The 25638-nt window shown below is 67.9% G+C and carries 26 protein-coding genes and 1 other RNA gene; 8 read left to right on the forward strand and 19 right to left on the reverse strand.

The genetic code is table 11. From position 1 onward, the window contains the following. Positions 1–218 precede the first annotated feature (218 nt). From AC1DSC_RS05845 to AC1DSC_RS05875, 7 genes are read right to left on the reverse strand one after another with little or no spacing between them, the layout of a single operon-like run. Entirely contained in the window at positions 219–449 is a 231-nt protein-coding gene (locus tag AC1DSC_RS05845; RefSeq protein WP_012747462.1) for a hypothetical protein, read from the reverse strand. Beyond that, on the reverse strand, positions 436–804 hold the full coding sequence (locus tag AC1DSC_RS05850) for a hypothetical protein (RefSeq protein WP_012747461.1): 369 nt from the start codon (positions 802–804) through the stop codon (positions 436–438). Before AC1DSC_RS05850 ends, AC1DSC_RS05845 begins: the two co-directional genes overlap by 14 nt. A gap of 32 nt (positions 805–836) precedes the next feature. Further along, positions 837–1721, reverse strand: coding sequence for a DUF6999 family protein (locus AC1DSC_RS05855; protein ID WP_012747460.1), 885 nt, complete (start codon positions 1719–1721; stop codon positions 837–839). Further along, entirely contained in the window at positions 1705–3648 is a 1944-nt protein-coding gene (locus AC1DSC_RS05860; RefSeq protein ID WP_012747459.1) for a beta-ketoacyl-ACP synthase III, read from the reverse strand. The genes AC1DSC_RS05855 and AC1DSC_RS05860 overlap by 17 nt, the downstream gene beginning before the upstream one ends. A gap of 3 nt (positions 3649–3651) precedes the next feature. After that, positions 3652–4608, reverse strand: a complete 957-nt coding sequence (locus AC1DSC_RS05865) for a fatty acid desaturase (protein WP_012747458.1) — start codon at positions 4606–4608, stop codon at positions 3652–3654. After that, entirely contained in the window at positions 4592–5380 is a 789-nt protein-coding gene (locus tag AC1DSC_RS05870; RefSeq protein WP_012747457.1) for a sterol desaturase family protein, read from the reverse strand. The genes AC1DSC_RS05865 and AC1DSC_RS05870 overlap by 17 nt, the downstream gene beginning before the upstream one ends. Positions 5381–5389: 9 nt before the next feature. Continuing rightward, the gene (locus AC1DSC_RS05875; RefSeq protein WP_012747456.1) at positions 5390–6964 is read right to left on the reverse strand and encodes a phospholipase D family protein; all 1575 of its coding nucleotides are present in this window, start codon (positions 6962–6964) and stop codon (positions 5390–5392) included. Between the two features lie 44 nt (positions 6965–7008). Between AC1DSC_RS05875 and AC1DSC_RS05880 the strand changes: the two genes are divergently transcribed. From AC1DSC_RS05880 to moeA, 5 genes are all read left to right on the forward strand, one after another. Then, entirely contained in the window at positions 7009–7569 is a 561-nt protein-coding gene (locus AC1DSC_RS05880; protein ID WP_012747455.1) for a peroxiredoxin, read from the forward strand. 20 nt (positions 7570–7589) lie between these two features. Beyond that, entirely contained in the window at positions 7590–9023 is a 1434-nt protein-coding gene (locus AC1DSC_RS05885; protein WP_012747454.1) for an aldehyde dehydrogenase family protein, read from the forward strand. A gap of 101 nt (positions 9024–9124) precedes the next feature. Beyond that, the gene (gene moaA / locus AC1DSC_RS05890; protein WP_012747453.1) at positions 9125–10276 is read left to right on the forward strand and encodes a GTP 3',8-cyclase MoaA; all 1152 of its coding nucleotides are present in this window, start codon (positions 9125–9127) and stop codon (positions 10274–10276) included. After that, positions 10273–10923, forward strand: coding sequence for a molybdenum cofactor guanylyltransferase MobA (gene mobA, locus AC1DSC_RS05895; RefSeq protein WP_012747452.1), 651 nt, complete (start codon positions 10273–10275; stop codon positions 10921–10923). The genes moaA and mobA overlap by 4 nt, the downstream gene beginning before the upstream one ends. Beyond that, positions 10920–12230, forward strand: a complete 1311-nt coding sequence (gene moeA, locus AC1DSC_RS05900) for a molybdopterin molybdotransferase MoeA (RefSeq protein WP_012747451.1) — start codon at positions 10920–10922, stop codon at positions 12228–12230. The genes mobA and moeA overlap by 4 nt, the downstream gene beginning before the upstream one ends. 34 nt (positions 12231–12264) lie before the next feature. Here the strand turns inward: moeA and rnhA are convergent, their stop codons facing one another. Both rnhA and AC1DSC_RS05910 read right to left on the reverse strand, forming a co-directional pair. Next, entirely contained in the window at positions 12265–12714 is a 450-nt protein-coding gene (rnhA, locus tag AC1DSC_RS05905) for a ribonuclease HI (protein WP_012747450.1), read from the reverse strand. Positions 12715–12769: 55 nt separating this feature from the next. Next, the gene (locus tag AC1DSC_RS05910) at positions 12770–13525 is read right to left on the reverse strand and encodes a class I SAM-dependent methyltransferase (RefSeq protein WP_012747449.1); all 756 of its coding nucleotides are present in this window, start codon (positions 13523–13525) and stop codon (positions 12770–12772) included. Positions 13526–13544: 19 nt separating this feature from the next. Here AC1DSC_RS05910 and gloB point away from each other — a divergent pair, with 19 nt between their 5' ends. Further along, a complete protein-coding gene (gloB, locus tag AC1DSC_RS05915) occupies positions 13545–14324 on the forward strand; it encodes a hydroxyacylglutathione hydrolase (protein ID WP_478131779.1) in 780 nt (259 codons plus the stop codon). Beyond that, positions 14321–15937, forward strand: coding sequence for a transglycosylase SLT domain-containing protein (locus AC1DSC_RS05920; RefSeq protein WP_012747447.1), 1617 nt, complete (start codon positions 14321–14323; stop codon positions 15935–15937). The genes gloB and AC1DSC_RS05920 overlap by 4 nt, the downstream gene beginning before the upstream one ends. A 38-nt stretch (positions 15938–15975) precedes the next feature. Here AC1DSC_RS05920 and AC1DSC_RS05925 read toward each other — a convergent pair whose 3' ends face one another. The 7 genes from AC1DSC_RS05925 to dnaX all read right to left on the reverse strand — a co-directional run bounded on the left by AC1DSC_RS05925 (position 15976) and on the right by dnaX (position 22266). Then, positions 15976–16809, reverse strand: a complete 834-nt coding sequence (locus AC1DSC_RS05925; protein WP_012747446.1) for an ABC transporter permease — start codon at positions 16807–16809, stop codon at positions 15976–15978. After that, positions 16806–17651, reverse strand: coding sequence for an ABC transporter ATP-binding protein (locus AC1DSC_RS05930; RefSeq protein WP_012747445.1), 846 nt, complete (start codon positions 17649–17651; stop codon positions 16806–16808). The genes AC1DSC_RS05925 and AC1DSC_RS05930 overlap by 4 nt, the downstream gene beginning before the upstream one ends. Positions 17652–17725: 74 nt before the next feature. Next, complete coding sequence (locus AC1DSC_RS05935) at positions 17726–18760, reverse strand: ABC transporter substrate-binding protein (RefSeq protein WP_018906121.1); 1035 nt, start codon at positions 18758–18760, stop codon at positions 17726–17728. A gap of 170 nt (positions 18761–18930) precedes the next feature. Next, a complete protein-coding gene (locus tag AC1DSC_RS05940) occupies positions 18931–19323 on the reverse strand; it encodes an MAPEG family protein (RefSeq protein WP_012747443.1) in 393 nt (130 codons plus the stop codon). 52 nt (positions 19324–19375) lie between these two features. Continuing rightward, on the reverse strand, positions 19376–19966 hold the full coding sequence (recR, locus tag AC1DSC_RS05945; protein WP_018906122.1) for a recombination mediator RecR: 591 nt from the start codon (positions 19964–19966) through the stop codon (positions 19376–19378). Positions 19967–19973: 7 nt separating this feature from the next. Further along, the gene (locus AC1DSC_RS05950; protein WP_012747441.1) at positions 19974–20306 is read right to left on the reverse strand and encodes a YbaB/EbfC family nucleoid-associated protein; all 333 of its coding nucleotides are present in this window, start codon (positions 20304–20306) and stop codon (positions 19974–19976) included. A gap of 97 nt (positions 20307–20403) precedes the next feature. Further along, positions 20404–22266 (reverse strand): DNA polymerase III subunit gamma/tau, encoded by a 1863-nt coding sequence (gene dnaX / locus AC1DSC_RS05955; RefSeq protein ID WP_018906123.1) that lies wholly within the window; start codon positions 22264–22266, stop codon positions 20404–20406. A 178-nt stretch (positions 22267–22444) separates the two neighbouring features. Here dnaX and ffs point away from each other — a divergent pair. Then, an RNA gene (gene ffs / locus AC1DSC_RS05960) (signal recognition particle sRNA small type) lies at positions 22445–22541 on the forward strand. A 71-nt stretch (positions 22542–22612) separates the two neighbouring features. On the opposite strand, the gene AC1DSC_RS05965 is transcribed toward ffs, so the two are convergent. Genes AC1DSC_RS05965 through AC1DSC_RS05975 form a run of 3 tightly spaced genes read right to left on the reverse strand, consistent with a single transcriptional unit; the run spans position 22613 to position 25616 of the window. After that, positions 22613–23221, reverse strand: a complete 609-nt coding sequence (locus AC1DSC_RS05965) for an SCO family protein (protein WP_051128040.1) — start codon at positions 23219–23221, stop codon at positions 22613–22615. Then, the gene (locus AC1DSC_RS05970) at positions 23218–23667 is read right to left on the reverse strand and encodes a hypothetical protein (RefSeq protein WP_018906125.1); all 450 of its coding nucleotides are present in this window, start codon (positions 23665–23667) and stop codon (positions 23218–23220) included. The genes AC1DSC_RS05965 and AC1DSC_RS05970 overlap by 4 nt, the downstream gene beginning before the upstream one ends. 32 nt (positions 23668–23699) lie before the next feature. Then, positions 23700–25616, reverse strand: a complete 1917-nt coding sequence (locus AC1DSC_RS05975) for a galactose oxidase-like domain-containing protein (RefSeq protein ID WP_018906126.1) — start codon at positions 25614–25616, stop codon at positions 23700–23702. Between the last annotated feature and the right edge of the window lie 22 nt (positions 25617–25638).

A 25638-nucleotide genomic window follows, 5' to 3' on the forward strand; every position in this document is an offset into this window, starting at 1 on the left:
GATTCCTTCCGCAAATCGCCCGGCGCTGGGCGTTATTGCACATACACAAAATCATTTGCCGTCGACTACAAATTAGAACTTTTGACTAACGCAATAAATGCATCAATTGTGTCTAACTGTATATCTATTGCAGGCGATTTGGAAAGAAAATCTGCAATTCTCACGCTCGGGCATGTCGCCAAGGCGTCGCGCCGCCATGCTAGGCCCGCGAGTCCGGCTTATTCGAGCGATTCGTCGAGCGCCTTGCACGAGGGCGCGCAAACGGTCTGGGACTTGCCCAGCACCTGGCGGGTGCGCAATTGCGACCGTACGCGGTGCTTTCCGCACATGAAGCAGGACATGGTCGCCCCGCTGAACGACGCCGAAGCGCGGAACGGCGAGCCCGGTGCCTTCGATTTGTAACGCAGGCCATCGGCCACAACGGCGGTCTTGACCTCAGCTTTGGCCATCGGCTTTGTCCTTTTTCGGTTCGGTGTTGCGCATGGCGCGTGCAATGGCTTCTCTCGCGCTGACTTCGGCCGCAAGCGCCGTGTCGAGCGCCGAGCGGCAGAGGCCGGCATGTTGGTAATTGAGGTTTTCGTAGACCTCGGCGGCGGCAGGATAGGCGTCCAGCAGACGCCCCAGGTCGGCGCCCGGCTCAACGTCGTTGAATTCGTGCACCAGGTGTTCTACCACCGAGCGGTACTGCTCGGCGCCTACGGGGACGGCGCTGTGCTCAAGCCGCTCCAGCAGTTGAGCCAGCACGTGGGTCACTGCCAGATCGGTCTTGGAAGACGGATTATGGGTCGTGTTCATGGATTGCATCTGGGGGCAGCATACGCTTATGCAAGTGGCTGCTACGGCGTGGGGGTTGCCCCCTGCGCGGCCTGCATGCGCCGCAGCAGGCTGTGCAGCATCTCCGTCGACAGCCCGTGAATGACCAGCCGGTGCCCGGCCCGCAGGGTCGAAAGCGGCACCAGCGGATGCTTGTTGTTCACCAGGATGAGGTGCTCGGGGGCGCCCAGCAAGGTGGCCGCGTAGATGCCGATGGTTTCGTCCAGCTGCAGCGAATTGGCGGCGCGCCAGAAGTCGTTGTCGGTCAGCATCAGCTGGTACAGCGGCGTGAAAAGCTCGATGGCGCTCTGCAGGTCGAGAAAGTTGAGCCTGCCGCGCGGCATGTCCGAAAGCCGCAGGCCCGGGTCCCTGATCATCGAAAAATCGACCTCGGGCGCCTTGGCCAGCACCAGCCCCTTGTCGCGCAGCGCCTGGTTCAGCCGGATCACGAAGTTGAAGAGATTCAGGTCGTGCTTCAGGAAGGTCTCGTCCTTGAGCGCATCGATGTCGGCCGGCTCCAGCGGCGAGGTGCCCACGGGTACCGGCGAATTGCGGCCGATGAAGCCCAGCACCTGCGAGCCGAGGTGGAAATGCCGCAGGATCAGCCAGTTCGCTTCCGGCGAGACGAAGCGTTTCAGTCCCCAGGCCAGCAGCCGGTGCAGCAGCTTCGAGTGCGACCAGTTGCGCGGCACGAACACCTTCACCACCTGGATCAGGATGATCGTGAGCCGCGCCACTGGCCGCAGGAACGGCAGCAGGTACTGGCGCGAGCCCGAACTCGAATCGGCCAGCCACGCTGCCTTGACCTCGTCGGGCAGCGGCGTGCTCTGGTCCAGGTAGAGCGCAAGCCAGGGACTGGGATCGCGCTCGTCGTGTTCCTGCGCAAGAAAGTCAGGCGTTCGGCTCATGGGGCATCCGCTGTGTAATGTGCTGAAACTGCATCAGGTACAGCGCGGCCGTGTGGCGCGCGGTATCGATGATCTGGCGGGCCGCCCGGCCCCGGCCTTCGGCGCCCTCGCCGCCTTCCACGGCCATCACCATCTCCACCGCGGCGAGCCAGCGGTTCAGGTGGTTCTCGTCGTTGTGGCCGTGGTATTCGAGAAAGCGGAAGGCGTCGGGCAGCAGCTTCAGGCCGGCCTTGATCAGCGGCAGCAGCGCGGGAACGATGCGCTGGCCCGTGCCCTCGATGATGTAGATGGCGCCCAGCAGGCCGATCGGGTTGCGCGTGGCGGCCAGGCCGTGCAGGTAGGCATTGAGCGCCTCTCCGCCAGGGTTGCGGCGCAGATCGTCGATCCGCTCGACGGTGCCGCCGGCCTTGCGGTAGTCGCTGAAGAGAATGTTGAAGTCGTCCTGCTCCTCGCCCGCGTGCACGTCGATCAGCGCGGCCAGCGCCTGGTACGGGCCGGTCAGCGAAGCGGCGCCTTCGCGCATCCAGCGGCTGCCTTCGCGCACCTGCGGGATCCACTGCTCCATCCAGTTCAGGTAGTCGGGCAAGGCAAGGCGGCGCTCGCGGATCTGGCGGATCAGCGGCGTGCGCCAGGCGCGCGAGCGGTAGTCGTGCCAGATGCCGGCCAGTTCGGTCAGCAGCGCGCCGAGGCCTTCGGGCGCGGCGGCCGGGTCGTGCGGCGGAGCGATCGCGGCTTCGTCGTCCGGGGCCGCGTCGGCCGTGGTGCGCGGAACGGCCAGCGCCTGGGCGGGCGCCTCGGCGGCCTCGACCTCCAGCAGCATGTAGGCGGCCATGAAGCGTCCCGATTCCGGTACGTAGCAGAAGATCTGTTCGCCCGGCTTCAACGCCTTGGTGTGCAGGAACTCCGACAGCATGATCAGGATCGACGCGGCCCCCGTGTTGCCGCGCCAGGCCAGGTTGCTCCACCAGCGCTCGCGCGGAATGGCGAGGTCGGCCTTGGCCATCAGGTCCTCGACCACGGGAATGAATTTCTCCGACGAGTAGTGGCACAGGAAGTGGTCGATCCGCTTCGGATCGAGCCATCCGCCCTGCACCAGCGTTGCGTATTCATGGATGCCGATGTCGAACAGATGCGGCAGCAGGCGGATGTCCTGCCGCAGCGACAAGGCACCCGCCGCCTCCGCCTCGGCCCACGAGCCGAAGTCCAGATGGCCGCGCGCGCGGTCCTCGGTCAGGCCCAGCTGCATGCAGACCGGATAGTCCCCCGAGAACGCGCGCTGGTGCACCCACTTGAGCCGCAGCCGCAGCCCTGGATTGCCGGCCAGCGCGGGCGCGCCGTCCGACAGCAGCAGCGCGCCCGCGCCGTCGGAAAGCATCCAGCGCAGGAAGTGCGAATCGAAGTCGGTTTCGTAGCCGCGCGCCGCAAAGCGCGAGCGCTTGAAAAGCCGCGAGGGCATTTCGCTGGCCACCGCGAGCGCGCTGCGGTGTGCCCCCAGCTCGATGCCCTGCGCGGCCGACTGGATAGCCGACACGCCCGCAGCGCAGATGCCGTGCACCGACAGCGTCTCCATGGGCGGCGCCGCCAGTTCGCCCTGGATCATGTTGGCAAAGCCGGGCATCAGCGTGTCGCCGCCCGAAGAGCCGCTGGCCAGCAGCGACACGCGCGACAGCTCGGCGCCGCCGCGCTGCAGGCAGTCGCGGATCGCGCATGCCGCCAGCTGCGCATTGGTGTGGCGCGTCATGCCCTCCTCGTCGATCGCATAGTGCCGCGTGAGGATGCCGTTCTCGGCCAGGATGCGCCGCTTGATGCGCTCCGACATCCGGTTGAGCGGTGCGATGTAGGCATCCATGCGCTCGTTGGGAATGGGCTCGCCGGGCATGAAGTAGCCGGCGCTCTCGATATAGACGCGTTGGAATGGGACGGGCATGGTTCAGTGGGTTGGAGACTCGGGCGGCACGGGCACGGACGGCATCAGCGGGCGGCTGCGAAAACGCGGCCACAGCGCTCCGAGCACGAACACGCGAACCATGTAGGGCACCAGTCCCTGCTCGTTGAGCGCAGGATCGACCTGCGCGCGGTAGCGCGTGCGGTGCAGCTGCGTGAGCTCGGACCAGTGGACATGCGGGTTCTCGTGATGTGCGGTGTGCAGGCCGATGTTGAACAGCAAAGGGTTCACCAGCCCCTCGAAATTGCGCGCGTAGTTCAGGCGGGTACCCGCGGTATCGCGCCGCGCCTCCACATCCGGCACGGGCCGGCGTCCGTCGGCATGTGCGTGCTGCAGATAGTTGGTGGCCAGCAGCCAGTGCAGCCCGTGCAGCTGCGGCACGATCACCAGCAGAAGGGCCTTGCGCCAGTCGAGCAGCAGCAGCGCGCTCCAGCTGCCGAGCCACAGGGCGTACTGCGCCATGCAGTAGCGCCAGGGTCCCGGCCGGCGCCTGCGAAGCCGCGCGAGCCAGCCGAAGAACACCGGCACCAGCACCCACACGGCCTGGAACGGATGCAGCAGGTAGCCCCGCAGATGGTTGGTGTCGCCGCCGAAGCGGTAGGTGCGCGCCACGTCCCGCGGCCCGTGCCGGTGGCGATGGTGGTTGGCCACGTGCGCCGGCCAGAAGACGAAGGTTGGATGGCCCTGCAGCAGCGTGATCCAGAAGTCGGTGACCCGGTTCATGCGCCGCCCGCGCCACATGCGCAGATGCACATGGTTGTGGTGGATCACGCCCACGCCCAGCGTCAGGAACAGCATCGGCGCATAGAGCAGCACGGCAAAGCCGTGCATCCACTGCCATGCCGCCAGCGCCGGGAGCGCCGCCAGGTACGCCAGGCTCTGCCAGTCGCGCCCATGGCGAAGGCGCGCCGGCCGGCGCGGCGCCTCAGGCCGGCGTGCCATGCTGCGGTTGGCGTTGCTGCTTCTCGCGGAAGGCCAGGAACTGCGGCTCGGCCGCGTCGGCGGCAATGCGCGTGCCGAACAACCGGTCCATGAAAGTGAACTGGAAGCCGTAGTTGCCGCTGTGGCAGGCGTGGTGCAAATGGTGCCGGCGGCTTGCGGCAAACCAGTGGCTGTACGACGCCCGGGGAAAGAAGTCGTAGTTCGAATGCCCGATGCTGTTGAAGAACAGGCTGAACAGCGGCACCGACGCGAGCGACCAGAAGCTGAAGTCGTGCAGCAGCATCGGCAGCAGGATCACGTTGCCGAGCATGGCCGCCTCGATCGGATGGAAGCTGTACGTCGCCCATGGCGTGGTCACGACCGAGCGGTGGTGCGGCCCGTGAAAGCGCCGCAGCCAGCGCGTGTGCAGCAGCCGGTGGTTGAACCAGAAATGAACGTCGTTCCAGATCGCGAGCACCAGGATTTCGGCCGCGACCTGGCGCCAGCCCGCGTCGGCATCGAGCCGCGCCCAGCCCAGCTGGAGCAAGCCCCACGGAAACACCATGCCCAGCCCGAACACGAGCACCGACACGCCCGACTGCGCCAGTTCGCGGCGCAGCTGCCCCGGCTGCAGCGGCCGCGGGTCGAGCACGCGCCCGATGCCGAGCGCGGGCAGCACCCGCCGGGCCAGTAGCCAGTTGAGGACACCGAATCCCAGGTAGATGCCGCCGAAAAAGATCAGCCCCCAGCACATCACCTGGAGGGCCGACAACGAAATGAAGCTTTGCGCCATCCCCCGAGGCTACAGCAGCATTTCGGGAACCAGGGGTGCAATGATCAGGTTGTGGAGGCGCTGGAAGAAGCTCGATTCCGGCTCCGACGTGAGGATGACTTCCTTCTCGCCATCGGTGGTGAGCCACTGCAGCGTGCCGGTGTCCTTGGCAATGCGCAGCCGGTACGAATTCTGCAGCTTGCTGATGTTGATGACGCGCAGCATCTCGCGCGCCAGCTGCGGGCTGTCGACCACCACGCCCATCTCGGTGTTCTGGCTCGCCGAGCGCGGATCGAGGTTCATCGAGCCGATGAAGATGCGGGTCTTGTCGATGGCGGCGGTCTTGGAGTGCAGCCGCCCCAGCGATTTGCCGAACATGCCGAAGCGCTCGCCCGCGGTGGTGCGCTGCGGGCTCAGCTCGTACAGGTCGGCACCGCTCCTGAGCAGCCGCTCGCGGTAGCGCGCATAGCCGGTGTGCACCAGCGGCTCGTCGTTGGCGGCCAGCGAATTGGTCAAGAGCGTGAGCTTGACCTTGCGCCTGGCAAGGTCCTCGAAGGCCGCCATGCCGCGCTCGCCGGGCACCAGGTAGGGCGAGGTCAGGTCGACCTCGACCTTGGCGTCCATCAGCAGCGTCCAGACCTTCATGGTCACGCTGGTGGCAATGGCCTCGTCCTCGGTCATCGTTGCGGGCTTGGTGGGCGGATCGGCAATCGCGCGGGCCTCGCCCCACAGCAGGCCCATGCGGCCACCGTCGAGTTCTTCCGCGATCGGCCCGTAGCCCAGCACGTCGGACGGCGGCAGCACGATCTTCGGCGGCGGCGCGGCCATGCCGATCCAGGCGTCGAAGTCGGCGGCCGTGGGCGTGCGGCCGCCCTCCCCGCGCACGATGTCGGCAATGGGCCAGACCTGCTCGCTGTTCCAGTAGGCGTCGAAGATCGATTCGAGCTGCGGCAGCACCTTGCCCACCACCAGCGCGTCCATGTCGATGAAGTTCTGCGCCTCGCTCAGCACGAAATACTCGTCGGCGATGTTGCGCCCGCCCACCACCGCCATGACGCCGTCGGCGATGAAGAGCTTGTTGTGCATGCGGTGGTTGAGCCGCCCGATCTCGTGCGGCGAGGCCGCGAAGCGCGAGAGAAAACCGCCGCGTCCGCAGCAGAACGGATTGAACAGCCGCACCTGCACATTGGGCGTGGCCGAAAGCGCGAGCAGCGGCTGCTGGCTCTTGACTGTGTAGAGATCGTCCACCAGCAGCCGCACCTGCACCCCGCGCCCGGCCGCCTCGCGCAGCGCGCGCATCAGGAGGCGGCCGGTGGCGTCGTTCTCGAACTGGTAGTACTGGACCACCAGCGAGCGCTGGGCGCGCTCTGCAAGCTGCACGCGCGCGTCGAGCGAATACACGCCGAGCGGCATCAGCCGGAAGCCCGAATGCTCGCCCGGCGGCGTCGAGGCGGCTGCGATGCGTGCCAGGGTGGTGGACGGATCGGCCGCGGCGGCGTTCACCGCCGCCCGCTCGCGCGCCGGCGGCAGCGAGCCGCACGCCGCCAGCGCCGCAGCCATGGCGCCGGCAAGACAGATACGCAGAAGTGGGGTCCAGAGGTTCATGATGGCATCCTAGAATTCGTTTCACCCCTGCTCGGAGTTACACCATGGCAAGACCGATCCTCTCACGCATTGCCCTGATGTCGGTCGCCGCCGGGCTGGCACTGCCCGCCTGGGCTGCACTGGACATCGGCGATCCGGTGCCCAAGTTCACCGCCAACGCCGCGCTCGGCGGCAAGACCTTCCGCTATTCGCTGGCCGAGGCGCTGGCCAAGGGCCCGGTGGTGGTGTACTTCTTTCCGGCGGCCGACTCCAGCGATTGTTCGATCGAAGCGCATGCCTTCGCCGAAGCCGTCGACCAGTTCGCCGCGCTCGGCGCCACGGTCATCGGCGTGTCGGCCGACGACATCGACACCCTCTCCAAGTTCTCGGTCAAGTCGTGCCAGAGCCGCTTTCCCGTGGCTTCGGATGAATCCAAATCCGTGATCAACGGCTTCGACGCCCTGATGCAGACCCGGCCCGACTTCGCCAACCGACTGTCCTACGTGATCGCGCCGAACGGCAAGGTGGCCTATTACTACCAGAACCTGAATCCGGACAAGCACGTGGAGCGCATGCTCAACGCGGTCCGGGCGCTGCCGCGGCCGGGCGCAGGCGCACCCCGGTAGCGGGTGCAAAATCCCGTCCCATGCAACTCAACTTCATCGCCAACGCCGACGTCCCGTCATCCTCCGGCCGCACCCTGCAGGTGCTCGACCCCTCCGACGGCCAGCCTTTCGACGAAATCCAGCGCAGCAATGCCGCCGACATCGATTCCGCCGTGCGCGCGGCGCGCGACTGCTTCGAGGGCGTCTGGCACAAGGTGAGCGCGGCCGACCGCGGCCGCCTGCTCTACAAGCTCTCGCAGAAGGTTGCCGAGCACGTCGACGAGCTCGCGCTCATCGAGCAGCGCGATTGCGGCAAGCCGGTGAAGCAGGCCCGCGCCGACGCACTCGCGCTGGTGCGCTATTTCGAGTTCTATGCCGGCGCCTGCGACAAGCTGCACGGCGAGACCATTCCCTACCAGGACGGCTACAGCGTCTTCACCTGGCGCGAGCCGCACGGCGTCACCGGCCACATCATTCCGTGGAACTACCCGATGCAGATCTTCGGGCGCAGCGTGGGCGGCGCGCTGGCGGCCGGCAACGTGTGCGTGGTGAAGCCGGCCGAGGATGCCTGCCTTTCCCTCATTCGCGTGGCGCAGCTGGCGGCCGAGGTCGGCTTTCCGGCCGGCGCGCTCAACATCGTGACAGGCTACGGCCATGAAGTGGGCGACGCGCTCGCGCGGCACGAAGGCATCGACCACATCAGCTTCACCGGCAGCCCGAAGATCGGCACGCTGATCCAGCAGGTGGCGGCGGAGCGGCATTGCCCGGTCACGCTCGAACTCGGCGGCAAGAGCCCGCAGATCATCTTTGCCGACGCCGACCTCGACGCGGCCATTCCGGTGATCATCAACGCCATCGTGCAGAACGCCGGCCAGACCTGTTCGGCCGGCTCGCGCGTGCTGATCCAGCGCGGCATCTACGAGCCGCTGCTCGAGCGCCTCGGCCGTGCCTTCGAGGCCCTGCGCGTCGGCCCCGCGGCCATGGACCTGGACGTCGGCCCGCTGATCCGCCAGACACAGCAGCAGCGCGTGTGGGATTTCCTGAGCGACGCCCAGGTGGCGGGCATCCCGATGGTGGCCCACGGCATCGTGGTCGACGAGGCGCCCGAAACCGGCTTCTACCAGGCCCCCACCCTGCTGCGCGACGTGCCGGTGAACCACCGCCTCGCCCAGGAAGAGGTGTTCGGCCCGGTGCTCGCCGCGATGCAGTTCGCCGACGAGGACGAAGCGGTGGCGCTCGCCAACGCCACGCAGTTCGGCCTTGTGGCCGGCGTCTGGACGACCGACGGTGCGCGCCAGTTCCGCATGGCCAAGCGGGTTCGCAGCGGCCAGGTGTTCATCAACAACTACGGCGCCGGCGGCGGCGTGGAACTGCCGTTCGGCGGCGTCAAGTCGTCGGGCTACGGACGCGAAAAGGGCTTCGAAGCGCTCTACGGCTTCACCACGCTCAAGACGGTGGCCATCAAGCACGGCTGAGGCGCGCGCCGCGTGCAGGGCCGGGTTCCGGGCGGCGCTCGCCGAGGAGTAGCCCTTTTCGGAATCGGCCCGCGCCCGATGGAGTAAATTGGCCGCTGTCCATGAACCGCAAAAGCACCACCGTCATTCCGCTCTCCGAGGTCGGCCGCGCGCGCCCCGCCGTGGCGGTTCCGGAGGTGGCCGTGCCCGCCACCGGGCGGCTGCTCGACCGCCTGGGCCGGCCGCTCACCGACCTGCGCATCAGCGTGACCGACCGCTGCAACTTCCGCTGCAGCTACTGCATGCCGAAGGACGTGTTCGACAAGGACTACCAGTACCTGCCGCACAGCGCGCTGCTGAGCTTCGAGGAAATGACCCGGCTCGCGCGCCTGTTCGCGGCCCATGGCGTGCGCAAGATCCGCCTCACCGGCGGCGAGCCGCTGCTGCGCAAGAACATCGAGGCGCTGATCGCGCAGCTCTCTGAAATCCGCACCCCGGGCGGCGAACCGCTCGCGCTCACGCTCACCACCAACGGCTCGCTGCTGCAGCGCAAGGCGGCCGCGCTGGCCGCCGCCGGCCTGCAGCGTGTGACCGTGAGCCTCGACAGCCTGGACGATGCGGTCTTCCGCCACATGAACGACGTCGATTTTCCGGTGGCCGACGTGCTCGCCGGCATCGAGGCGGCGCTGGCCGCGGGCCTCGGTCCGCTGAAGGTGAACATGGTGGTCAAGCGCGGCACCAACGAGCAGGAAATCCTGCCGATGGCGCGCTACTTCCGCGACCACCACGGCGGCAAGGTGGTGCTGCGCTTCATCGAATACATGGACGTGGGCGCCACCAACGGCTGGCGCATGGACGAGGTGCTGCCCTCGGCCGAGGTCATTGCGCGCATCGGCGCCGAGTTTCCGCTGGTGCCGCTCGAGCCCAGCGCGCCGGGCGAAACCGCCCAGCGATGGGCCTACGCCGACGGCGGCGGGGAAATCGGCGTGATCAGCAGCGTGACCCAGGCCTTCTGCCACGACTGCAGCCGTGCGCGCCTGTCCACCGAGGGCAAGCTCTACCTCTGCCTCTTCGCGAGCGCGGGCCACGACCTGCGCCCCCTGCTGCGCGGCACCGCCACCGACGAGGACATCGGCTCCGCCATCGGCCACATCTGGCAGGGCCGCGCCGACCGCTATTCCGAACTGCGCGCGCTGCGCGGCCCCGACAGCGGCGAGCACGACGCCAACAACCCCGCGCCGCGCCGCGTCGAAATGAGCTACATCGGCGGATGACCCCCAAAACACAAGATTCCATTTCCCCCGGCGAGATCACCGGCCTGCTGCTGGCCGGCGGCCGCGGCTCCCGCATGGGCGGCATCGACAAGGGCCTGCAGAACTTCAACGGCTCGCCGCTTGCCATGCATGCCGTGCTGCGCCTGGGCATGCAGGTGGGCGAGGTCATGATCAATGCCAACCGCAACCTGGCGGCTTACGAGTCCTTCGGCGTTCCGGTGTGGCCCGACAGCCTGGCCGACTATGCCGGCCCGCTCGCGGGCTTCCTGACCGGGCTCGAACGCTGCGAAACGCCCTACCTTCTCACAGTGCCCTGCGACACGCCGCTGTTTCCGCTCGACCTGGCGAGCCGGCTGGCCGAGGCCCTGGTGGCCGACAACGCGGAAATCGCCATGGTGAGCGCGCCCGAGGCCGCCGCCGAGCCCGGCGCAGCGCCGGTGCTGCGGCCGCAGCCGGTGTTCTGCCTGCTGCACACCACGCTGCTCGAAAGCCTGGTGAACTTCACCCAGTCCGGCGGACGCAAGATCGACGCCTGGACCGCGCAGCACCGCACGGTGCTCGTGCCCTTCGACCGCCCCGGCGACGCCCCCGACGCCTTCTTCAATGCCAACACGCTGGCCGAACTGCACGCGCTGGAAAACCGATGAGCCGCATCGCCGACATTGCCGCCGCCCTTGCCGGCTATGACCCCCAGGCGCTGAGCGTCCAGGGCGTGCAGGCCTTCCTGGCGCAACTGGTAGCACCCGCCGTGGTGGCCGAGCGCGAGGAAGTCGCGCTGCGCGAAGCGCTCGGCCGTGTGCTGGCCGAAGACATCATCTCGCCGGTCAGCGTGCCGCCGCACGACAACTCCGCGATGGACGGCTTTGCCTTCGACGGCGCGATCCTGCGGGACGATTCGCCGACCGACGCCTCCATCGAGCTGCGCGTGGTGGGCACTGCCTTGGCCGGCACGGCCTGGCGCGGCGTGCTCGCCGCCGGCGACGCGGTTCGCATCATGACGGGCGCGGTCATGCCCGAAGGGCTCGACACCGTGATCCCGCAGGAATTCTGCAAGGTCGACGGCGACCGCGTGCGCTTTCCCGCCAAGGTGCTTCGGCGCGGCGACAACCGCCGCTTCGCGGGTGAAGACCTCATGCAGGGCCAGCCGGCCCTGCGCCGCGGCGAGCGCCTGTCGCCTGCCGCGCTGGGCATGGTCGCCAGCCTGGGCCTGCCTTCGGTGCCCGCGCTGCGGCGGCTGCGCGTGGCCTATTTCTCGACCGGCGACGAGATCCTGAGCCTTGGCGAGCCGCCGCGCGAAGGCGCGGTGTACGACAGCAACCGCTACACCGTGTTCGGCCTGCTCACGCGGCTGGGCTGCGAAGTGATCGACCTGGGCCTGGTGCGCGACGACCCGGCCACGCTCGCCGCCACGCTGCAGCATGCCGCGGGCCAGGCCGACGCCATCATCACCAGCGGCGGCGTGAGCGTCGGCGCCGCCGACCACACGCGCGCCGTGATGCAGCAGCTCGGCGACATGGCTTTCTGGCGCGTGGCGATGCGTCCCGGCCGGCCGATGGCGGTGGGGCTCGTTCCTCGCAGCCAGCAGGCCGCGCCAGGCTCGGCGGTGCTCTTCGGCCTGCCCGGCAATCCGGTGGCCGTCATGGTCACCTTCCTCGCCTTCGTGCGGCCCGCCCTGCTGCGCATGATGGGCTGCCACGAGATTGCCGCCGCGCCGGCGCCGCTGCTGCGCGCGCGCGCCGCGAGCGCCATCCGCAAGAAGCCCGGCCGCACCGAATACCAGCGCGGCTTCGTGCGGGCCGTGGCCGGTGCGCTGCCCGAGGTCCGCATTGCCGGCAACCAGGGCTCCGGCGTGCTGAGCTCGATGGTCGAGGCCAACGGGCTCGTGGTGCTGCACCACGACCAGGGCAATGTGGCCGCGGGCGACGAAGTCGACGTGATGATGCTGGAGGCGTAGCCCGCCACGGGCCGCGCACTCGGCAGGCAGCGGCTCAGATCCGGCCCAGCGCCTTGTCCACGCCCTTGTTGGCCAGCATGTCGGCACGCTCGTTGCCGACGTCGCCCGAGTGGCCCTTGACCCAGCGCCATTCGATCACGTGGCCTCCTTCGGCCACCAGCTTGTCGAGTTTCTGCCAGAGCTCGACGTTCTTGACCGGCTGCTTGGTCGAGGTGCGCCAGCCCTTGGCCTTCCAGCCGCGGATCCATTCGGTGATGCCCATGCGCACGTACTGGCTGTCCAGGTAGAGGATGACCTTGCAGGGCCGCTTGAGCGCGGCCAGGCCCTCGATCACGGCGGTGAGCTCCATCCGGTTGTTGGTGGTGTTGAGTTCGCCGCCGAACAGTTCCTTTTCGGTGGCGCCCGACTTGAGCCACGCGCCCCAGCCGCCAGGGCCGGGATTGCCTTTGCACGCACCATCGGTGTAGATCACGACTTCGTTCAAAACGCTCTTTTCCTTCTTCTTCAATATTCAATATTCAATATTCAATATTCAATGTTCAATCGGCGCGGTCGGCCTTGGCCCTGTGCATCTTGCCTGCAATGGGTACCGGCGCGGTGGCGCGCGCCGCCGCGCGGCGCCAATCGGCGCTCAGCAGGCGCATGCCGCGCACCCGCTTGACGGCCACCAGGAAGTACGCCGCGCCGAAGATGGGCCACCAGCGCTCGCCGGCGGCGTCCATCCAGCGGCAGCGCTCGAGCCATGCCTCGCTGCGCACCGCGGGCCGGTAGACGCCGAAGCGCCCCGACTCCACCTCGAAGCTCAGGAGCCGCAGCCAGTCGCGCATGCGCCAGTAGCCGATGAACTCGCCGCCCTCGGGCAGAAAGAGATCGCCGAGGCCGAGCCGGCGGTACAAGTGCGCGCGGCGCTGCCTCATGCCCCAGAGGCTGGCCGGATTGAGCCCGCAGATCACCACGCGGCCCTCGGGCACCAGCACCCGCTCCACTTCGCGCAGGGCCGCGTGGGGGTCCTGGCTCAGCTCCAGCGCATGCGGCAGCACCACCAGGTCGAGGCTGTTGGCGGCAAACGGCAGCGCCGCAAAATCGGTGTACAGCGCAGCCCTGCCGGACGGCTGGCCGGGGTCGGGCAGCGCCAGCCAACGGTGCGGCATGCGGTTGGTGCGCAGGCCATCGACCCCGGCAGCGCCGAGCTGCAGCGCGTGGTAGCCGAAAACATCCGCCACGGCTTCGTCGAACTGGGCCTGCTCCCACGCGAGCAGGTAGCGGCCGGGGGGGGTCGCGAACCAATCCTGCAAACCTATAATTTGACCGCTCATGACCCTTGTTCCGCTGCCCGCCTTCGCTGACAACTACATCTGGATGCTGCAGGACGGGTCCAACGCGATCGTGGTGGACCCGGGCGACGCCCAACCGGTGTTCGACGCCTTGGCGCGCGACAAGCTGCAGCTCGCCGCGATTCTAGTCACGCACCATCACCCCGATCACACGGGCGGCGTGGCCGCGCTCCATGCCCCCACCGGCGCGCCGGTCTTCGGTCCGGCACGCGAACGCATTCCGCAGCCCTTCAAGCCGCTGTCGCATGGCGACACCGCCGAGGTGCTCGGGCTGCGCTTTTCGGTCATCGACGTGCCTGGCCACACGGCCGGCCACATCGCCTACTTCCTGCCCGCAAGCGCAGGCCGGGCGCCGCTTCTTTTTTGCGGCGACACGCTGTTCTCCGGCGGCTGCGGCCGGCTGTTCGAAGGCACGCCAGCGCAGATGCTGGCCTCGCTCGATGCGCTGGCGGCGCTGCCGGGCGACACCCGCGTGTGCTGCGCGCACGAATACACACTTGCTAACCTGCGTTTCGCCCGCGCGGTGGAACCCGGCAATGCCGATCTGACTCAGTACAGCGCGCACTGCGAAAGCCTGCGCGCGCAGGGGCGGCCCACGCTGCCCTCGCAACTGGCCACCGAACGCCGGATCAACCCCTTTCTTCGCAGCCGCGAAGCCACTGTCCTTAGAGCGGTGCGCGAGCACGCCGAGCTTTCCGCCGATGCGGCCGAAGCCGAGGTGTTCGCTGCGCTGCGCCAATGGAAAAACGACTTCCGATGAAACTTATCGCTGCTGTCTGCCTTGCAGGCTCACTGTTGCTCGCGGGCTGCGCGGGCACCAACAGCCCGTCTTCCTCCTCCACCACCACATCCGCGCAATCCACCGCCGGCGGCACCGGCGCCAAGGCTTCCGGCAGCGCGGCGCCGGTCTACCCGGGCGGACCGCTCACCCCCATCACCAGCAGCGAAGCCCATTCGCAGAGCGTCGTCACGCTGGCGCCGCCCGCCGACATGTGGGACCGCATCCGCCGCGGCTTCAAGATGCCGAACCTCGAAAGCGACCTGGTGCGCGACCGCGAGCAGTGGTATGCCACCCGGCCCGACTACATCCAGCGCATGACCGAGCGCTCGAACAAGTACATCTTCCACATCGTCGAAGAACTCGAGCGGCGCAACATGCCGACCGAACTCGCGCTGCTGCCGTACATCGAGAGCGCGTTCAATCCGCAGGCCATTTCCAGCGCACGCGCCGCGGGCATGTGGCAGTTCATGCCCGCCACCGGCACCGACTTCGACCTCAAGCAGAACATCTTCCGCGACGACCGGCGCGACGTGGTGGCCTCGACGCGCGCCGCACTCGACTACCTGCAAAAGCTCTACGGCATGTTCGGCGACTGGCAGCTCGCGCTGGCCGCCTACAACTGGGGCGAAGGCAGCGTGAGCCGCGCCATCGCCAAGAACCAGCGCCTGGGCCTGCCCACCACCTACAGCGATCTTTCCATGCCGGCCGAAACGCGGCTCTACGTGCCCAAGCTGCAGGCGGTGAAGAACATCGTGGCCAATCCGCAGGCGTTCAACACCGAGCTGCCGCTGATCGCGAACCACCCGTACTTCCAGACCGTAACGCTCACGCGCGACCTCGACGTCGAACTGGCGGCCAAGCTGGCCGACATCCGCCTCGAGGACTTCCGCGCCCTCAACCCGGCCGCGCACAAGCCGGTGCTGCTGGCGGCCGGCACGCCGCAGATCCTCCTGCCCTGGGACAACGCGGCCGTGTTCCAGCGCAACTTCGATGCGTACTCGCAAGGCCAGTACGCCAGCTGGACGGCATGGGTGGTTCCCAACACGATGACGGTGGCCGACGCAGCCCAGCGCTCGGGCATGAGCGAAGCCGACCTGCGCGCACTCAACAGCATTCCGCCGCGCATGCTCATCAAGGCCGGCTCCACGCTCATCGTGCCGCGCGGCGCGCGCGTCAAGGAAGACGTGACGGCGCTGGTGGCCGACAGCGGCCACCTGAGCTTCCAGCCCGAAATCGTCAATCGCCGCACCACCGTCAAGGCCGGACGCAACGACAGCGTGGCCAGCATCGCGCGCCGCTACAAGCTCAAGCCCGACAGCGTGGCCGAGTGGAACGACGTCAAGCTCAACCATTCGTTCAAGCGCGGCTACAGCGTGGTGGTGTACCTGCCGGTCCGCGCTGCACCCGAAGCGCGCGTCGGCACGGGCGCGGCACGGGCGCACGGCCGCACCGCCGTTGCCGACAAGCGCGGCGGCGGCCCCGTGAAGGCGGTTGCCGCACGCGGCCGCAACGTGGTGGTGGTGAAGACGCCGGCAGGCAAGCAGGTGGTGCGCGAGAAGCGCGGCGGCACGCCGTCGAAGAAAAAGCGCTGAGCCTTGCCCGCGAGCCGGCGGCAACCGAAGCGCGGACGCTAGAGCTTTTCGGTTTCGCCGCTGCGCGGCTGCCACTTCATGAGGCGCTTCTCGATGAGGCCGACCAGGCCGTCGAGCAAGAGCGCAAAGGCCGTCAGCACCACGATGCCGGCAAAGACGGTGTTCACGTCGAAGGTGCCCTCGGCCTGCAGGATCAGGTAGCCCACGCCGCGCGCCGAGCCCAGGTACTCCCCGACCACGGCGCCGACGAAGGCCAGGCCCACCGAAGTGTGCAGGCTCGAGAACACCCAGCTCGTCGCGCTCGGCAGGTAGACCGTGCGAAGCAGCTGCCGCTGGTTGGCGCCGAGCATCTTCGCGTTGGCCAGCACCACCGGGCTCACCTCGCGCACGCCCTGGTAGACGTTGAAGAACACGATGAAGAACACCAGCGTGACGGCCAGCGCCACCTTGCTCCAGATGCCGAGGCCGAACCACAGCGCGAAGATCGGCGCGAGGATCACGCGCGGCATCGAGTTGGCGGCCTTGATGTAGGGATCGAGGATCAGGCTCGCGGTGGGTGCCAGCGCCAGCCAGAGCCCGCAGGCCAGGCCCAGCACGGTGCCGATGCCGAAGGCCAGCACCGTCTCGAGCAGCGTGGTGCCCAGGTGCCGGTAGATGTCGGCATTGCCCTTCAGGCCTTCAGGAAACAGCAGGTTCGGCGGCACCTCGAACGGCAGGAACCAGCTCCAGATGCGCCCCGCCACCTGGATCGGCTCGCCCAGGAAAAAGGCGATCTGCTGGTTGCGCGACGCCAGGTGCCAGCCCACCAGGATGATCGCGAGCAGCACCAGCTGCCAGAAGCGCGCATTGCGTTCGTTCAGGCGCGGCATCATGCGGCCTTCCTGAGCTGCTGCGCATAGCCCTTGAGCACTTCGTCGCGCAGCACCTCCCAGATCTGGGTGTGCAGCTCGACGAAGCGCGGCTGCGTGCGCACCTCGGCCACGTCGCGCGGCCGCGCCAGGTCGATGGCGAACTCGCCGATCGGATGCGTGGCCGGGCCAGCCGACAGCACCACCACGCGGTCGCTCATTGCAATGGCTTCGTCGAGATCGTGCGTGATGAAGAGCACGGCCTTCCGACCTTGTGAGCCCCCGGGCGCTGCGCGGCTCGGCGCGCTCCAGATGTCGAGTACCTCGTTCTCCATCAGCTGGCGCGTCTGGATGTCGAGCGCGCTGAAGGGCTCGTCCATGAGGATGATGTCGGGGTCGAGCACCAGCGTCTGCGCGAGCGCCACGCGCTTGCGCATGCCGCCCGAGAGCTGGTGCGGATAGCGGTCGCCAAAGCCCGAGAGGCCCACGCGCGAAAGCCAGGCCTCGGCCTGCCCGCGTGCATCGGCATCGGGCACGCCGCGGTACTGCAGCCCCACCATCACGTTGTCGATGGCGCTTCGCCACGGCATCAGCGCCTCGGTCTGGAACATGTAGCCGGCGCGCGCATTCACGCCCGCCAGCGTCTGGCCGAAGACCTTGATGGTGCCCGACGAAGGTTCGAGCAGGCCCGCGCCCACGTTCAGCAAGGTCGACTTGCCGCAGCCCGTGGGGCCCACCACCGAGACGAATTCCCCAGCCCGCACGCGCAGCGTGGTGTCGGCCACCGCGGTGTAGCGCTGGCCCGGATCGTCCTTCGAATGGAAGGTGCAGCTGATGGAGAGAAGCTCGAGTGCGTAGTCGGACATGTCTGGCGAGAATTCTGGCATTGGCCGCCACAAGAAAAAACCCGGCCGAAGCCGGGTCGCGGGGACGTTCGGAGTCAGGCTTTGAACCTGTCTTTCGCGCGCCTAGCAAAATCGTTGGTGTAGGTCTTCATGAGGTCGATCTTGTCGGGCTTCACGGCCGTGTCGAAGCTCGAGATCGCGGTGAGCGCCGTCTTGGGACCGTCGGCCGGCACGAGGCCGTCGGTGGCGATCGATTCGCGCACCTTGTCGAAGGACGCGAGGTACAGCGCGCGGTCGCCGAGCAGGTAGGTCTCGGGCACCGTCTTGATGATGTCGCCGGGGCCGGCTGTCTGCAGCCACTTGAGGCCGTGGACGATGGCATTGGCCAGTGCCTGGCAGGTGTTGGGATTCTTCTGGATGAAGTCGACCGGCGCGTAGAGGCAGGCCGCGGGCATCGGTCCGCCGAACACCTGCTGCGTGCCCTTGAGCGTGCGCGTGTCGCTGATGATCTTCACGTCGCCCTTCTGCTCGAGCATGGTCATGACGGGGTCGGTGTTGCTGATGGCGTCGATCTGGCCCGAGCGCAGCGCCGTGAGCGCGCCGGCCGCCACGCCCACGCCGATGTAGCTCACGTCGCTGGCCTTGAGGCCGCCGCGCGACAGCACGAGATTGGCCACCATGTTGGTCGAGGAGCCCGGCGCCGAGACGCCGATCTTCCTGCCCTTGAGATCGGAAATTCCAGTGTAGCCCGCCATGTTCTTGGTCGACACGCCCACCGCGATCTGCGGCGCACGGCCCTGCAGCACGAAGGCCTGGAAGAACTGGTTCTTGGCCTGCAGGTTGATGGTGTGCTCGTAGGCGCCGGAGCACACGTCCGCCGATCCGCCCACCACGGCCTGCAGCGCGCGTGCGCCGCCTGCGAAATCGGAGATCTCGACGTCGAGGCCTTCGGCCTTGAAGTAGCCGAGCTGTTCGGAGATGGTGAGCGGCAAATAGTAGAACGCCGCCTTGCCGCCCACTGCAATGGAAATCTTCGTCTTCTCGAGCTTGGCTTGCGCAAAGACCCGCGGCAACGCAATGGTTGCCGCAGCGACTGCGGAGACTGTCATGAGGGTTCTGCGGTGGAGCATGGAGCAATCCTGCGGGCGCTTGATTCTGGTGGACTGAATCGAGCTTAGGGGTGCGCCCCCGTTGCCTGCATCGGGGTCATCCCGTGCGGGTTTCCACGTAAGCATGAAGGCCTCCACGAGGCCTGTGCCGAATGGCCTGCTGCGCACTGGCGCAGAGGCTTTTATCGCTCTTAGCGCGCGATAAAAAGGATCGCGATATTGACCACGAAACCGAGCGCCCATACCGCACTGCGCACGGAGCCGATGCCCTTGATATAGACCGCGATATAGATCGCACGCAGTACGACATAGGCCGCCGCCAGCATGTCGAGCCGCGCCTGATTGGCGCCGAGCTGGTGCGCAATGATCACCGCGCCGATGAAGAACGGAAGGCCTTCGAAGCTGTTGGCCTGCGCGCTGTTGGCGCGCGCGCGCCAGCCGCTCTGCTTTGCGGCCCAGTCGCGCGGCTGCACGTTGTCGCGCGGACCGAAACTGCCGGCCTTGGCGATCCATGCCGCGAGATACGGCAGGCCGCAGGCGATGAACACGCACCAGTAGGCGACGGTGAGCAAGGAAAGAGTCATGCGGGTTGTCTACGTTCGATGGAGAGCTGGCGCAGCGAACGAACGCCGCGCGCTATCGGCGGTCCACCAGGGCATGCGCGATGGTGCCGAGATCCACGTATTCGAGCTCGCTGCCGGCAGGCACGCCGCGCGCGAGGCGCGTCACGTTGAGGCCGCGCTGCCGGAGCGCTTCGCCGATCACGTGCGCGGTGGCTTCGCCCTCCGCCGTGAAGTTGGTGGCCAGGATGACCTCGCTCACGGTGCCGTCCAGTGCGCGGTCGAAGAGTTTCTGCAGGCCGATGTCCTTGGGTCCGATGCCGTCGAGCGGACTGAGCTTGCCCATCAGCACGAAGTAGTAGCCGCGGAAGGCCCCGGTGCGTTCGAGCGCGGCCTGGTCGGCCGGCGTCTCGACCACGCAGAGCTTGCTTGCGTCGCGGCGCGTGTCGAGGCACACGCTGCAGACCGGTGCTTCGGTGAAGGTGTTGCAGCGTTCGCAATGCCGCACGTTGCCGGCCGCCTGCTGCAGCGCGCGCGCAAGCAGCTGCGCGCCCTCGCGGTCGTGCTGCAGCAAGTGGAAGGCCATGCGCGAGGCCGACTTGACGCCGACGCCGGGCAGGCGGCGCAGCGCATCGACCAGCGCATCGAGCGAACTGGCGTCGGCCATCAATGGCTCAGAACGGCAGCTTCATGCCGGGCGGGAGGCCCGGCATGCCTGCGGTGAGCTTGCCCATCTTCTGCTCGCTGGTTTCCTCGGCTTTGCGCACCGCGGCATTGAAGGCGGCGGCCACCAGGTCTTCGAGCATGTCCTTGTCGTCGGCCAGGAGGCTCGGGTCGATGGTGATGCGCTTGACGTCGTGCTTGCAGGTCATCACGACCTTCACGAGGCCCGCGCCCGACTCGCCTTCGACCTCGATGGTGGCCAGTTCTTCCTGGGCCTTCTTGAGGTTGTCCTGCATTGCCTGCGCCTGCTTCATGAGGCCGGCCAGTTGTCCTTTGTTGAACATCGTTGGTCCTGATTGGTTGGAATGGGGGAAGGATAAGAGAGATGGCGGCCGATGCCGAATGCCGCAGGAGCCGGCACGGTTTTTCAGTGGCGTTCCGTCAGGCGGGCTTGAGTGTTCCAGGCACGATCTTCGCATCGAATTCGCGCATCAGCATCTGCACTTCGGGATCGCTGCGGATGGCCTCCTCGGCCACGCGCTGGCGCTCGTCGGCCGCCTGCTTGTTGCGGCGCGCGGGGCTGTCGACCACGGCGCCGATCTCGATGGCGAGCTTCACGCCGTGACCCAGCGCGGCCAGTGCATCCGTGAGCTTCTCGCGGGCCGAAGGCTGGTTGAGCAGCTCGCGCTCGACGCGAAGTATCCACTGGTCGACGTCGCGCGCCACCAGCTGCGACTGCAGCGCGAGTTCGCGCGCGAGGGCGTTGATGCTCTCGGCCGCGATCATCTGCGTGACCGTGGCGTGCCAGAAGTCGCCGTCCTCGCTCGGCGGAATGGGCGGTGCCGGGCCGCGCTGCTCATCGGGGCGCGGCGCGTCGCGCTGGCTCGGCGGCGGCTGCACGCGCATGGGAACGGCAAGCACCCGGGGCGCCTCGGCAGCCGGCGAGGGCTCAATTTCTGCGGAAGGCCTGGGCCCGTTTGGCCGCACGGGCTCGTTGACCACGGCCAGGCGCTGGCCGGCCGGCGCCGGATTGGATCGAGGAGGCACCGGCGCAGCGACGGAAATCGACGCTGGCGGCGCGACGATCGCCGCCGTGTCTTGATGAGCCGGCGCTACGGGCGCAGGGACCGAAGCCGCCCGGGCGGCTTCATTCAGAGTTTTTTTTTCCGCGGAGGCCGAAGAAGCGGCCGCGTTGGAAGGCTTGAAGGCCAGGAGCCTGAGCAGCACCATGGTCAGCGCCGCGTACTCGTCGGGCGCCAGCCCCAGCTCGCTGCGCCCGTGCAGGCACAGGCTGTAGAGCAGCTGCGTTTCGTCGGCCGGCATCAGCGACGCGAGGCGCGCCGTATCGGCCGCGTCGGGATCGGTGGCCGAATCGGCCGATTCCGCCCGCGACGGCACCGCCTGCAGCACGGCCATGGCCTGCAGCACCGCGGTCATTTCTTCCAGCGTGGACGCGGCGGACATGCCGTCGCGCCGCAGCGCCTCGGAGGTGTCGACCACCGTCCTGCCATCGCCCAGCGCCAGCGCCTCGATCAGCTTGAACACATGGCCACGGTCCACGCTGCCGAGCATCTGGCGCACGCCGGCTTCGAGCAGTTCGCCGTTGCCGAAGGCGATGGCCTGGTCGGTGAGCGACAGCGCGTCGCGCATCGAGCCGCGTGCCGCACGCGCCAGCAGGCGCAGCGCCTGCGGCTCGGCCGGCACCTGTTCGGCCTGCAGCACGCCCGTGAGGTGCTCCAGCACCGTCTCGGGCGCCATCGGCCGCAGGTTGAACTGCAGGCAGCGCGACAGCACCGTGACCGGGACCTTCTGCGGATCGGTGGTGGCCAGAACGAACTTGAGGTATTCCGGCGGCTCCTCGAGCGTCTTCAGCATCGCGTTGAACGCGGTGTTGGTGAGCATGTGCACTTCGTCGATCATGAAGACCTTGAAGCGCCCCTGCACCGGCTTGTAGACCGCCTGCTCGAGCAGCGACTGCACCTCGTCCACGCCGCGGTTCGATGCCGCGTCGAGCTCGGTGTAGTCGACGAAGCGGCCCGAATCGATGTCCTTGCAGGCCTGGCACACCCCGCAAGGCGTGGCCGTGATGCCGCCCTGCCCGTCCGGGCCCTGGCAATTGAGCGACTTGGCCAGGATGCGTGAGACGGTGGTCTTGCCCACGCCCCGCGTCCCGGTGAAAAGATAGGCGTGATGCAGGCGCTGCGTGGTCAACGCGTTCTCGAGCGCCTGCACCACATGCCCCTGGCCAACCATCTCACCGAAGGTTTTCGGACGGAACTTGCGAGCGAGCACGAGATAAGACATTGCGGGCATTCTAAAAGGCGCTGCACCGGCCTCGCCTTCACCCCCCGATCAAAAAAAGACCTGACTTTTCGTGGGACACCGAGGAACCGGCTTCGCCGGGCCTCTGGTGTCGCCCCCAGCAGGGGGGTGGGCGAAGCGACACGAAGTGCGCGCAGCCTGGGGGGTTACAATACGTGCTGACGGGCCTCCCTGCATGGTGAAGTGGCCAACCGGGTCAGGTGGGGAACCAAGCAGCCCTAACTGCGTAGTCAGTGCCAGGGGTAAGGCTCGTCAACCTAACATCAAAGATACGAGGCATGGCAGGCAGCCACCTCACCGGCGCTGAGTCCTCAGCCGCCGCATCCAGCTAGCCCATCTGCCGCAGTCCGGCCATGACCTCTTCGGCCGGCGGCAACTCGCTGGTTCGCCAGACCAGCCGGGCCTGACGATCGAACAGATAAACCTGGCCGGTATGGCGGTCGCCCGCTGCCGCGCCTCCCGTGAACAGCGAGAACATCGACTCAAGCGCCTCGGGGGCTGGCGCCGCCGCGCTCCACGTTGGCCTTGCGCCGAAGCGCCGCAACCAGGCGCTCAGTGCCACAGGGTCGTCGGCCAGCGGGTCGATGCTCAGCGACAGCAGGCGCACCGCCGTGTAGCGCTCCGACAGCAATGCCGCCTGCAGCGTCGAGAACAAGGCTCCCTGGATCGGGCAGACCGTGCTGCATCCGGTAAACATCAATTGAACGGCGGTTGGGGCGCCTCGTAACTGCGCCGCAAGCATCGGTGTGGCGCCGTCGTGGCGCCGCAGCGGCAGGGCCGGAACCGACACCGCCGGCAGCACCGGTCCGATGCTGGTGTTTGCGCGCGCCGCAGGCACACCCAGCCACGCCAGTGCACCGGCGGCAAGCAGGCGCCGGCGCCCGCGGGATGCAACCCGCGAGGATATGAAGGGGCCCCGCGCGTTCATTGGGTTCATTGAGAAAGGGCTTGCGTCAGGTAGTCCCACAACGCCGCGCACTGGTCTTCGTCGGCATCGAAGCGCGGCATGGCTCGGGGCAGCGTGACATGGGCCGGGTCGATGCCGGTGCGCAGCGTGCGGCAGAAGGATGTGCGCTCGTACGCGACAGGCGGGCCGCCGCGGCGCGGGAGGATTTCGCGCAATTGGCGCCGGTCGAGCAGCGGCGCGAAACCGGAGACAGCGGCAGTGGACTTGCCGGGGCCCGCGTGGCACTGGATGCAGCGCGTCGCTGCGCCCGGCAGCGGCGCGCTGTGGCCGGACAGCGTGCCGGCGAGCGGCTCGGTGCCGTCGAACAGGCGGGCGCCACGCGCCACGGAGGAAGGCACGGCGGCTTCCGGCTTTGCGGACCGCTCCGGACCAACGGCCAGAGCGGTTCCGAGCGCGAGTACCAGCATCATCATCATCGAAAGCCTCGGCTTCGCGAAGCGCCGGGCCGCTACCGGATGTTGATGGTGCGCGCCACGCTCGGCACGCCGCTGCTGTCGAGTGCGAACAGCATGTAGTTGCCCGGCAGCACGGTCCCGTGATCGGTCGGAATGCCCAGCTGGTAGCTGCCTGCCGTGCCCGTGAATGACAGCGGGATGCGGCGCTGATCGGTGTTGACCGAGTGAGTGGCCGATGCCATGCGCACCAGCGCAAACTGGGCCGCCGCGCGGTCGGTCGCCACGGTGATCTGGCTCCCCCATGTGGCGCTGGCCGGCGCGGCCGTGATGGCCGGGCGGGACGCCGGCGAACCGTCGCTCGCCAGCAGGTACGGTGGCGTGTAGATCTCCGCATCCGGGTGGTCGCCCGCACAGTCGCACAGCCCGCCGCCGCCCGCCAGCACGCGTCCGTCCAGCAGCAGAAGGGCCACGCTGTGATAGTTGCGCGGTTTCTGCATCGGCGGCACCGTGATGAAGCTCTCCAGCACCGGGCTCCACAGCTCGGCCGCCAGCACACTGTAGGAGTCGGAAAACGGAACGGGCTGCGTCTGTCCGCCTATCACGAACACCTCGCCGTTCGGCAGCACCACGCTGTTGACGAAGGTTCGGGCATAGGCCATCGGCGAAAGCTTGCGCACCGTGGGCGCCGCCGGCGCGCCAGCGCTGATGTCGATGATGTAGGCGGTCTTGAAGGCGTCGCCGCTGTCGTGGTTGGGCGCGCCGCCGAGCTTGAGGATCTTGCCGATGTCGTACATCACGGCGCTGGCGGTGATGGCATAGGGGTCGTCGCTGCGTAGCCCGGCCTGCAGGATGGCGCCGCTGCCGCGCGTGTCGATCCAATGCATTGCGGCAGCAGGCCCGGCGTGGAATACCCAGCCGTTGGCGGCGCCGAACAGCCACATGTGGTTGTCGCCCCGGTAGACCCCGGCCGCGTCCGGGCCGGCCAGCGGTGGGTCCGAGACATTGCTCGCATCGGGCATGTTGGCCGGTACGTCGGACAGCGTGCGCCAGGTCTTGGTGGCGGCCGACCACACCTCGCCGTACTTGCCGCCCTGCCCGCCGTTCCACGAACCGCCGACTGTGAACACGGAGCCGTCGGACATCGTCGTGCTCGCCTGGTAGGCACGTGCAATGCCGAGTTGCGCACCCGTCACCCAGCCGCCCAGCGCCGGGTCGTAGATCGAGGTCTTCGTCGCATCGCTGCCGCCGCTGACCAGCACGCTGCCATCGGCCAGCATGCTCAGGCCAGGGCAGAACATCTGGTGGCCTGTGGCCGTGACCACCAGCGGGCTGGCGCTTCGCGTGACGGGGTCGAACACCGAGGTGTAGGTGTACGCCTCGCTGCTGTTCGTGCTGAAGCTGGTGGGCGAGCGGGCTGCCCACAGCAGCAGCTTGCCATCGGGGAGGTTGGCGGCCGATGCGGGCACGAGTGGCAGCGCGATCAGATCGGACCAGGGCTTGACCGCGGCGGTCGATTGCGCCGCGGTGTATCCGGCTGCCGTGAACAGGTACTCGTTGGCCGGCAGCCACTTCCCCTTGAATCGGGAGCGCAGCCGGACCACGAGCCCCGCGCCGTCGATGGGAAGGTTGTTCACCGTCAGCGTTGTCGCACTTGTCGACGTGTCCACCACGGGTGTCGCCGAGGAGGCCGACAGGATCGTCAAGCCGTACTGGGTGGCACCCGTGTTGTTCCAGACGAAGGTCGCGCTGCGGGTGGCGAACTTGGTGCCGGGGGACGGACTGGTGAGGGACGCCGGCTGTCCGTCTGGTGGCACCGGCTTGCTTGCCGATGCGGAGGACGTGCCCGCCAGCTTCGGATTTGCGCCCTGCGCGCGGGCGCCGCCTCCTGCGTCACCGCCTGACCAGACCAGGAACACCAGGGATGCATAAGCAAGCCCGCGCGCGGCGCGCGGCGATGGAACGCTGGTCATCGCTGCTCCTTTATTTTTGTCA

This window comes from Variovorax sp. 01N425, from assembly GCF_056399465.1.